This window comes from Actinocrinis sp. (assembly GCF_035650855.1).
Lineage (GTDB): Bacteria > Actinomycetota > Actinomycetes > Streptomycetales > Catenulisporaceae > Actinocrinis.
Map to the genome: position 1 here is coordinate 1 of NZ_DASRGV010000143.1, position 10065 is coordinate 10065.

Annotated in this window: 9 protein-coding genes; 7 read left to right on the plus strand and 2 right to left on the minus strand. The window is 69.1% G+C overall.

The window, feature by feature from the left end:
• Both VFB40_RS11130 and VFB40_RS11135 read right to left on the minus strand, forming a co-directional pair.
• Positions 1-308 (minus strand): hypothetical protein (locus VFB40_RS11130; protein WP_324849641.1); only part of this gene is annotated, 308 nt, incomplete at its 3' end.
• Positions 309-668: 360 nt separating this feature from the next.
• Positions 669-1169 carry an inorganic diphosphatase gene (locus VFB40_RS11135; protein WP_324849643.1) on the minus strand — a complete coding sequence of 167 codons (501 nt, stop codon included), beginning with the start codon at positions 1167-1169 and terminating at the stop codon, positions 669-671.
• 394 nt (positions 1170-1563) lie between these two features.
• On the opposite strand from VFB40_RS11135, the gene VFB40_RS11140 reads away from it, so the two are divergent.
• The 7 genes from VFB40_RS11140 to VFB40_RS11170 all read left to right on the plus strand — a co-directional run.
• Positions 1564-2712 carry an Rv3626c family coenzyme F420 biosynthesis-associated protein gene (locus VFB40_RS11140; protein WP_324849645.1) on the plus strand — a complete coding sequence of 383 codons (1149 nt, stop codon included), beginning with the start codon at positions 1564-1566 and terminating at the stop codon, positions 2710-2712.
• A 51-nt stretch (positions 2713-2763) separates the two neighbouring features.
• A complete protein-coding gene (gene tilS, locus VFB40_RS11145; RefSeq protein WP_324849647.1) occupies positions 2764-3810 on the plus strand; it encodes a tRNA lysidine(34) synthetase TilS in 1047 nt (348 codons plus the stop codon).
• A gap of 89 nt (positions 3811-3899) precedes the next feature.
• On the plus strand, positions 3900-4451 hold the full coding sequence (hpt, locus tag VFB40_RS11150) for a hypoxanthine phosphoribosyltransferase (RefSeq protein WP_324849649.1): 552 nt from the start codon (positions 3900-3902) through the stop codon (positions 4449-4451).
• Positions 4452-4762: 311 nt separating this feature from the next.
• Entirely contained in the window at positions 4763-6757 is a 1995-nt protein-coding gene (gene ftsH / locus VFB40_RS11155) for an ATP-dependent zinc metalloprotease FtsH (RefSeq protein WP_324849651.1), read from the plus strand.
• 9 nt (positions 6758-6766) lie between these two features.
• Positions 6767-7480 carry a GTP cyclohydrolase I FolE gene (gene folE / locus VFB40_RS11160; RefSeq protein WP_324849653.1) on the plus strand — a complete coding sequence of 238 codons (714 nt, stop codon included), beginning with the start codon at positions 6767-6769 and terminating at the stop codon, positions 7478-7480.
• Positions 7481-7809: 329 nt separating this feature from the next.
• Positions 7810-9561 (plus strand): phosphatidylglycerol lysyltransferase domain-containing protein, encoded by a 1752-nt coding sequence (locus VFB40_RS11165; RefSeq protein WP_414642077.1) that lies wholly within the window; start codon positions 7810-7812, stop codon positions 9559-9561.
• A 161-nt stretch (positions 9562-9722) separates the two neighbouring features.
• Positions 9723-10065 (plus strand): dihydropteroate synthase (locus VFB40_RS11170; RefSeq protein WP_324849657.1); only part of this gene is annotated, 343 nt, incomplete at its 3' end.

Below are 10065 nucleotides of genomic sequence, written 5' to 3' on the forward strand. Positions count from 1 at the left end.
AGAGGGGCGCGGCGCAGGTCCACGGCAACTGCGGCGAGATGGTCCAGTCCGTTTTTCCAGGCCAGACGCGCGGCGCCGACGCCGATCCGGTGGACGGTCAGGCGCCGGGCCCGCTCCAGGCCCTTCGATGCCGCCTTGATAACGGCCTCGTCGGCGGCGGCCCCGGCATCGAGTTCGTTCGCGAAGACACCCGCGGCTATCTCGGTGCAGAACGCGACTGCCTCCGAGCACGCCACCATCAACTCGGGGGTCGCCGGGACACGTGCCGAGCTGGGACGGTCATAGCGCTCGGGCTCTTGAGTCGCCATGGATCGGAACACTACGTCCTTAACGCCGACGGCGAGCCCATCATCGTGGTCAAGAAGGACGACGACGGCGCCACCTTCCTGGTCAGTGCGAGCACCAGCCCGGGCTCGACGAGGACTATGGCGGCGGACGGGTGGTCGAGGTCCCCGCCCGGCGATCGATCCGGCCGACCCGCGCGGCATTCGTCTAGGTAAGGGGAACTATGCGACCGAACTCAAGATCGAAGACATCGCCCCACGGTTGAGGAAAGGGCAGGAAGCGTGAGAAATCACCGAGGCAGATCACGTGAGAAATGCAGTGAAACCCCAGGCTGGCTACCCGCGAGAGGCAAGGAACCTCGGGAACCTACAGCCGGACCGGCCTCAGTGGTGCCGACTCTCCGGGCTCTCCGCGAAGCGCAGCCGCGAGTGGCGGATCTCCTCCTCCGCCTCGGTGCGCCCGACCCAGGTCGCGCCCTCGACCGACTTGCCGGGCTCCAGATCCTTGTACACCTCGAAGAAGTGCTGGATCTCCAGCCGGTCGAACTCGGGCACGTGGTGGATGTCGCGAATGTGCTCTACCCGCGGGTCGTTGGCCGGGACGCACAGGACCTTATCGTCGCCGCCCTTCTCATCGGTCATCCGGAACATGCCGATCGCGCGGCACAGGATCAGGCAGCCGGGGAATGTCGGCTCCTCAAGTAGGACCAGGGCGTCCAGCGGGTCGCCGTCCTCGCCGAGCGTGTCCTCGATGTAGCCGTAGTCCGCGGGGTAACGCGTCGAGGTGAACAGCATCCGGTCCAGCCTTATGCGGCCGGTCTTGTGGTCTACCTCGTACTTGTTCCGCTGGCCCTTCGGGATCTCGATCAGGACGTCGAACTCCATCGTTCCTCCATGTGGGGGTGCCCGTCGGGCCGTGATCACTCATTCGGCGGCAGGCGGCTCTGCCGGCGGAGTGACCGGGCGTGCCCGCGGTTGAGGCGGACGGCTGTCGGTGGGGTATGCCTCGCGATGACCAGGCTTACCGCAATAGTGTCCCGCACCGCGAAGGGTGCGCGAGACAGACCGCACTGGCGAGTGATCAACGCAACACTCCGGTCATGTGTGCCGGACCGCTCCCCACGCGCTCTGACGTGGGCGACCGGCGACCAGCCAGAGGGCGGCCGCAGCCGCGTTCAATCCGAGCGCAATAAGTTCAATCACGGGCAATCGGCACGAGAGCTTAGATTGGCCATCGCGCAACGCTTTTAGAAGCAACGCACCGGGATACGTTGAAGGTGTGGCGAGTGACGAACTGATCGACTGGTCGGTGGCCGAGGCGACGGCGCGGCGCCTGTTACGTCCGGGGCCCGCGGTCAGTCCGCGTCAGGCCGAGGCGGCGGTGGCCGAGTTGCGGCGTAGCGCACAGGCCGCCCAAGGGCACGTGAAGAACTTCACCAAGCTCGACGCGCCGGACAACGGCTCGCCGGTGCTGGTCGTGGGGCGCGACGGCTGGGTCAACGCGAACCTCGAAGCCGTGCAGGAACTCTCGGCTCCCCTGGCCGAGAAGGTCCGGCAATGGCGTGAGGGCGTGATCCCGAGCGGACTGCGATCCGCCGCGAGCGTCGCCGGGGCGAAGCTGACCGGCGTCGAACTGGGGTCCCTGCTCGCCTACCTCTCCCATCGGGTGCTCGGCCAATACGACCCCTTCGGCGCCCCTGACACCGCCGGCCGGCTGCTGCTCGTCGCACCGAACATCGTGCAAATAGAACGGGAACTCGGCGTCGACCCGACCGACTTCCGGCTGTGGGTCTGCCTGCACGAAGAGACGCACCGGGTCCAGTTCGGCGCGGTCCCCTGGCTGCGCGACCACATCCTCGGCGAGATCGGCACGCTGATCGCCGAGTTGGAGGTCGAACCGGCGGTGTTCATCGAGCGCGTGAAGGCCGTCATACGCACGGTGATGGGTACAGGCACCGATACGTCTACACGACACGCCGACGTACCGGCCGATCGAGTGGGTGACGCCGTCGAGCCCGTCACCCCTGTCAACGAGCTCTCGTTGTTGGATATGGTGCGGACCCCTGCACAGCGGGCCGTCATCGACCGGCTCACCGCGGTCATGACGCTGCTGGAGGGGCACGCCACCTACGTGATGGACGGGGTCGGCCCGCTGGTCGTGCCGTCGGTCGCGGAGATCAGCCGGGAGTTCGGCCGCCGCAGGTCGAAGAACCGGCTGCGGCCGGAGGCGCTGCTGCGGAAGCTGCTCGGACTCGACGCGAAGATGAGGCAGTACCGCGACGGCGAGCGCTTCGTGCGCAACGTGGTGGACGAAGCCGGGATCGACGGCTTCAACCGCGTATGGACCTCGCCGAACACGCTCCCGACCCAGGCGGAGATCGGCGACCCGGCCGCGTGGATCCGGCGGGTTCCGTTGCGCCGCGGTTGAGGCCGCGCCCGGGCGGGCCGCCACGGCGACTTGGTTGAGGAGTGGTCAGCTATGGGACCGGTGCCCGCGGTAGCGGCGATACGCCTGGCAGTACGCCACACGCTGAATGACCATCAGCCCGGCGACCTGGTATTGGTCGCCTGCTCCGGCGGAGCGGACTCGCTCGCGCTGGCCTGCGCGGCCGCGTTCGTCGCGCCGAGGCTCGGGCTGCGCTGCGGGGCGGTGACCGTTGACCACGGACTGCAGGAGGGGTCTGGGCGGCGGGCGGATGAGGTCGTGAGATTGCTGCGCCAGCGCGGACTCGACCCCGTGGAATCCGTCGCCGTAGTGGTCGGCCGTGAAGGGGGACCAGAAGCGGCGGCTCGTACCGCACGCTACGAGGCGTTAGATCACTTCGCCGAGCGGCTTAGGGCGCGCTCTGTGCTCCTCGGCCACACCCGAGACGACCAGGCCGAGACCGTCCTGCTGGGACTGGCTCGAGGCTCGGGCGCCAGATCACTCGCGGGCATGCCGGGCCGTTTCGGACCGGGGGACCGGTACCGTCGTCCGCTGCTGGATACGGCTCGTTCGGTAACCGAAGACGCATGCCTCGCGGAGGGCGTCGTACCGTGGCGCGATCCGCATAACGCAGACTTCTCGTACACGCGGTCGCGTATCCGTCATCGACTTCTCCCCGCCATTCATGACGCGCTCGGCCCCGGCATGCCTGAAGCACTGGCACGCACCGCGCGGATGCTGCGAGAAGACACCGAGGCGCTGGATCACTGGGCTGCGCGGGCGCTGGAAGAGTGTCGCCACCCACAGGGCGGACTCGACACGGCTCGGCTCGGAGCGCTCCCCACAGCGGTGCGCCGTCGGGTCATACGACTTGCTGCGCTCAGTTCCGGCGCTCCCGCCGGAACCCTGGCCGCCGTGCACATCGAGGCCGTCGACGCCTTGATCACGAACTGGCGGGGCCAAGGTCCACTGCACCTGCCCGGGCCGGTGGTCGTTCACCGGGCGGATGGCAGACTGGCCTTCGGCGAGCGGACCCTGGAGGGCTCGGAGCAGGCGGCGGCGCGTGAGGGGAAGCAGCAGTGCGCGGCGACGCCGGCCTGAGCCCCGACGGGTCCGACGGCGTGCCGGGGCGTGTCCCGGGCGCCGCGCCGCCGAACCGGCCGCGCACATTAAACGAGGAGACTGTCCCGGTGGACGAAAAGGACATGGGCCCTGACCTGGAGCGGGTGCTGCTTGGCCAGGCGGAGCTCGCGGAGGGGATCGCCCGGCTCGCCACCGAGATCGACGCGGACTACGGCGGCCGCGACCTGCTGCTCGTCGGGGTGCTCAAGGGGGCGGTGATGATGATGGCCGACCTGTCCCGCGCGCTGCACACCCCCGCGACGATGGACTGGATGGCGATCTCGTCCTACGGCGCGGGCACCAAGTCCTCCGGCGTGGTCCGGATCCTCAAGGACCTCGACACCGACATCGAGGGCCGGCACGTGCTGGTGGTCGAGGACATCATCGACTCCGGCCTGACCCTCTCCTGGATGCTGTCGACCCTGCGCCTGCGCAACCCCGCGTCGCTGGAGGTCTGCGCGCTGCTGCGCAAGCCGGACGCGGCCAAGGTGCAGATCGACGTGAAGTACGTCGGCTTCGACATCCCCAACGAGTTCGTGGTGGGCTACGGCCTCGACTTCGCCGAGCGCTTCCGCAATCTTCCGTTCATTGGGACGCTCGCACCGCACGTCTACTCGTGAACCGCGTCCGCCGCCCTCTCGTGACCTGCAATTGCGCACGTCTCGTGGTTGTTCGTCCGCTCCTGGCGCAACTCGGGAACGCACGCACCGCGTAGGATCGTTGGCACAGTGTTGGACGCCTCAGTGTTGGACGCCTGCGAGTACGGCCTGCTCCTTTCGGGGACGGTTGGCTCAGCGGGAGGAGGGGCAACCGATCGCTGCCGGGTAGTAGTACCGCTCAGCAGCGTGAGAGCAGCAGTAGCAAGCACCAGTTCAGCAGTACCCACCAGGGACGAGCCGGCGAGAAGGGACGGGGCTGGAAGCCCCGGACGATGGACGTGAAGCGTATTTTCCGTGGCCCAGCGATCTGGGTCGTGCTGGCCGTGCTCGCAGTGCTGGCCGTGATGAACATCGTGTCCTCCGGAGGTGGCGCCACCTCGGTCGACACGTCGAAGATCATCGCCGAGATCAACGCGGGACAGGTCAAGTCGGCCCAGGTGACCACCGGGTCGAGCCAGAGCGTGCAGGTCACGCTGAACGACGGCACCAAGCAGATCGCCACCTACCTCAACGACCAGCAGGGCGCGGAGATCGCCGGGCTGCTCGACAAGCAGGTCGCCGCAGGGCATGTGAGCGACGGCTACAACGTCGTGCAGTCCAAGCAGCCGTGGATCATCTCCGTGCTCGTCACGCTGCTGCCGTTCGTGCTGCTCGTGATCGTCTTCCTGTTCCTGATGAATCAGATGCAGGGCGGCGGCTCGCGGGTGATGAACTTCGGCAAGTCCAGAGCGAAGATGATCACCAAGGACACGCCGAAGACCACCTTCGCGGACGTGGCCGGCGTGGACGAGGCGATCGAGGAGCTGCAGGAGATCAAGGAGTTCCTCGAGTCTCCGGCCAAGTTCCAGGCGATCGGCGCGAAGATCCCCAAGGGCGTGCTGCTCTACGGTCAGCCCGGTACCGGAAAGACCCTGCTCGCGCGGGCGGTGGCCGGCGAGGCCGGAGTGCCGTTCTTCTCGATCTCCGGTTCCGACTTCGTCGAGATGTTCGTCGGTGTCGGCGCCTCCCGTGTGCGTGACCTGTTCGAGCAGGCCAAGGCGAACGCCCCGGCGATCGTGTTCGTGGACGAGATCGACGCCGTCGGCCGGCACCGTGGCGCCGGCCTCGGCGGCGGACACGACGAGCGCGAGCAGACCCTGAACCAGCTGCTGGTCGAGATGGACGGCTTCGACGTCAAGGGCGGAGTCATCCTGATCGCGGCGACCAACCGCCCCGACATCCTGGACCCGGCGCTGCTGCGGCCCGGCCGCTTCGACCGGCAGATCGCCGTGGACGCGCCAGACCTGAACGGCCGTCAGCAGATCCTCCAGGTGCACGCCAAGGGCAAGCCGCTCACGCCTGACGTCGACCTGATGGCCGTCGCCCGGCGCACCCCCGGCTTCACCGGCGCCGACCTGGCCAACGTGCTCAACGAGGCGGCGCTGCTGACAGCCCGGTCGGACAAGAAGCTGATCGACAACTCGGCGCTGGACGAGGCGATCGACCGCGTCGTGGCCGGTCCGCAGAAGCGCACCCGGCTGATGAGCGACCACGAGAAGAAGATCACCGCCTACCACGAGGGCGGGCACGCGCTGGTCGCGCACGCGCTGCCGAACACCGACCCGGTGCACAAGGTCACCATCCTGCCGCGCGGCCGCGCCCTCGGTTACACGATGGTGCTGCCGGACGAGGACAAGTACTCGACCACCCGCAACGAGCTGCTGGACCAGCTGGCCTACGCGCTCGGCGGCCGGGCGGCCGAGGAGCTGGTGTTCCACGACCCGACCACCGGCGCCGGCAACGACATCGAGAAGGCCACCAAGCTGGCCCGCGCGATGGTCACCCAGTACGGCATGACCGAGCGCCTCGGCACGATCAAGCTGGGCCAGGACAGCGGCGAGGTCTTCCTCGGCCGCGACATGGGCCACCAGCGCGACTACTCCGAGGAGGTCGCGGCGATCGTCGACGAGGAGGTCAAGAAGCTCATCGAGACCGCCCACGACGAGGCCTGGGAGGTCCTGGTGGAGAACCGGGACATCCTCGACCGGCTGGTGCTCGAGCTGCTGGAGAAGGAGACCCTGGACAAGGCGCAGATCGCGGACGTGTTCCGGGATGTGCGGATGCGTCCGACGCGCCCGGCCTGGACCGGCTCGACCCGCCGGGTGCCCTCCGACCGGCCGCCGGTCAAGACGCCGAAGGAGTTGGAGCTCGCCAACGGCAGCTATAACGTCAACGGCGGCGGCTCCGGCAGCGACCTGCCCGGGCAGAGCGGGCTGGCGGGCGGTTAACCTCCTGGTATGAGCCAGATCGATCCGTCGATACCGCAGTCGTCGACAGCGCAGTCTGCGTCAGCAGCGGAGTCCACCGCCGTGCGTTCGGCGGTGGACCCGCTGTCTTTGCCCGGTGAACCGCGAGTCGCGACCCCGGACGCCGGCCGGGCGGTGGCGCCGTTCGACGAGAAGCGTGCCGAGGCCGCGATCCGTGAGCTGCTGATCGCGGTCGGCGAGGACCCGGACCGCGACGGGCTGCGGGACACGCCCGGGCGGGTGGCGCGCGCGTACCGGGAGATGTTCGCCGGGCTGCGCCAGGCCCCGGAGGACGTCCTCGCCACCACCTTCGACCTCGGCCACGACGAGATGGTCCTGGTCAGAGATATCGAGCTGTACAGCTGCTGCGAGCATCACCTCGTTCCATTCCACGGAGTGGCCCATGTCGGCTACATTCCTTCGGTGGACGGGCGTATCACCGGTCTGTCGAAGCTGGCCAGACTGGTGGACGTATACGCCAAGCGCCCGCAGGTCCAGGAGCGGCTGACCACGCAGGTCGCCGACGCCCTGGTGCGGATCTTGCAGCCCCGCGGGGTCATCGTGGTAGTGGAGTGCGAGCACCTGTGCATGTCGATGCGAGGGATACGGAAGCCCGGCGCGAAGACGGTCACGTCAGCAGTGCGGGGGATGCTGCGTTCCTCCGCGACCCGTGCGGAGGCGATGAGTCTCATCCTGGGCCGCTGAGGAACGAGGCGGGCTCAGGATCATCTGCACAGTCTGGGCCGCTGAGGAACAAATCTGACGCCGTCTCGGAAGAGCCGCAGCCTGGAAGTGAGGGCCCGGCGGTGGACGCCGACAACCGACCCGCCGTGCCCGCCAAGGCCGCGCAGCCGACCCCGGCTTCCGCGCCGACTCCGCCTCCCGCTCCAGCGTCGACCCCGACTCCGGCCCCCGCGCGGAACTCGGCTTCGGCTTCCGCATCGGCTCCAGCGCCGACCCCGGCTTCGGTCCCCGCGCAGACCTCGGTCCCCGCCCCCGCTCCCGGTCCCGCTCCTGCCCCAGCCCCCGAGAAGCTGGCCGAGCCGCCGACGCCACCCATCCCGGCCCGCAACCCCAAGCCCTGGATTCCGCGCGTCGCGGGCCTGCTTTGCTACCTGCTCGGCCTGTTCGACATCCTCTCCGCGATCTTCCCGCGGGTGCGGCATCTGCAGTCCGTGCACAAGTTCGGCCACCTGGTCCCCGGTCTGCAGGTCAACCCGTACGCCGTCGCCGCCAGCCTGATCGTCGGCGTGCTGCTGGTCTCCCTCGCGCACGCGCTGCGGCGGCGTAAGCACCGCGCCTGGATGGGCGTCGTCGCGCTGCTGACCACGTCGATCGCCGTGCACCTGTTCCGGCGCGAGCCCTTCGGCGGGATCGTGCTGTACTTCCTCGTCCTGGTCCTGCTGATCGTGTACCGCACCGAGTTCTACGCGCTCAGCGACCCGAAGTCCCGGTGGCGGGCCATCTGGACGTTCTGGGCCATGCTGGTCGGCGACATCGCGATCGGGCTGGTGCTGGTCTCGGCGCGCGCCGATCGCATCATCGGCGACGCGAACCTGCTGGACCGCATCAACCACGTCGTGCTCGGCCTGGCCGGCATCAGCGGGCCCATGCACTTCCGCGGCGACAACTACGGCGACTACATCTACTTCTCCCTCTTCGGGCTGGGCCTGCTGACCGTCCTGGTCACCCTGTACCTCTTCCTGCGGCCCGCCGAGCCCGCCGCCCGGCTGACCCAGGATCAGGAAGTCGAGATCCGGTCCCTGCTGCAGCGGCACGGGCAGCGCGACTCGCTCGGCTACTTCGCGCTGCGCCGCGACAAGTCCGTGCTGTTCTCGCCCAGCGGCAAGTCCTGCATCGCCTATCGCGTCGTCTCCGGCGTCATGCTCGCCAGTGGCGACCCGATCGGCGACCCGGAGGCCTGGCCCGGCGCCATCCGGGCCTTCGTCGAGCGTGCCGAGCGGTATGCCTGGATCCCGGCCGTCATGGGCTGCTCCGAGCAGGCCGGGGAGATCTGGCACCGCGAGGCCGGGATGGACGCGCTCGAACTCGGCGACGAGGCCGTGGTCGAGGTCGCCGACTTCTCGCTCGAAGGCCGGCCGATGCGCAACGTCCGGCAGATGGTCAACCGGATCGAGCGGCAGGGGTACGTCTGCGAGGTGCGGCGGCTGCGCGACATCCCGAGCGAGGAGATCGTGCTCATCCGGCGGCTGGCCTGCGACGGGCGGTCCACCGAGACCGAGCGCGGCTTCTCCATGGCGCTCGGCCGCTTCGGCGACCCGTCCGACGGCGACTGCGTCGTGGTGACCGCCACCAAGGACGGCGAGATCCGCGCCGTGCTCAACTTCGTGCCGTGGGGCAGGGACGGGCTCTCCCTCGACCTGATGCGGCGCGACCGCTCCGCCGACCCCGGCCTCAACGAGCTGATGATCGTCGCGGCGCTGCGCGAGGCCAAGACGCTCGGCGTCAAGCGGATGTCGCTGAACTTCGCCGTGTTCCGCTCCGCGCTCGAACGCGGCGAGCGGATCGGCGCCGGACCGGTGCTGCGGCGCTGGCGCGGGCTGCTGGTCTTCCTCTCCCGCTGGTTCCAGATCGAGTCGCTGTACCGCTTCAACGCCAAGTTCCGGCCGGTCTGGGAGCCGCGCTTCGTCGCGTTCCGGCAGACCCGGGACCTGCCGCGGATCGCGCTCGCCGCCCTCGAGGCCGAAGCCTTCCTCGTGCTGCCCTCGCTGCTGCGGCGCGGGCCGAAGGAGGAGGCGGACGCGGCGTCGCTGCGTACCTACTGACCGGCCGGCGGCGCACCAACTGACCGGCTGGCGGCGTACCTGCTCATCCGCCGCCGGCAGAGCGCCGGCAGACCGCCGACCAACTGACGTAAGGTTCCGGCTCGACTCATCCGGACGCTCAGGCGGTAAGCCGGTGTGCCCGCAGTCGCTAGGCTGAGGTCATGGCGGTGCTGGCGACGCGACCCAACCGGCGGGTGACGGGACTTCCCGAACTCGACCGGTGCGCGGTCATGGGCGTGGTCAATGTCACCCCGGACTCCTTCTCCGACGGCGGCCGCTACTTCGAGCCGCAGGCCGCGATCGAGCACGGGATCGAACTGCTGGCGGCCGGTGCTGACTACCTCGACGTCGGCGGGGAGTCGACGCGGCCAGGCGCACTGCGCGTCCCGGTCGACGAGGAGCTGCGCCGGATCATCCCGGTGATCAAGGCGCTCGCTCAGGACGGCGCGATCATCTCCGTCGACACCATGCGCGCGCAGGTGGCTCGCGAGGCGGTGGAGGCGG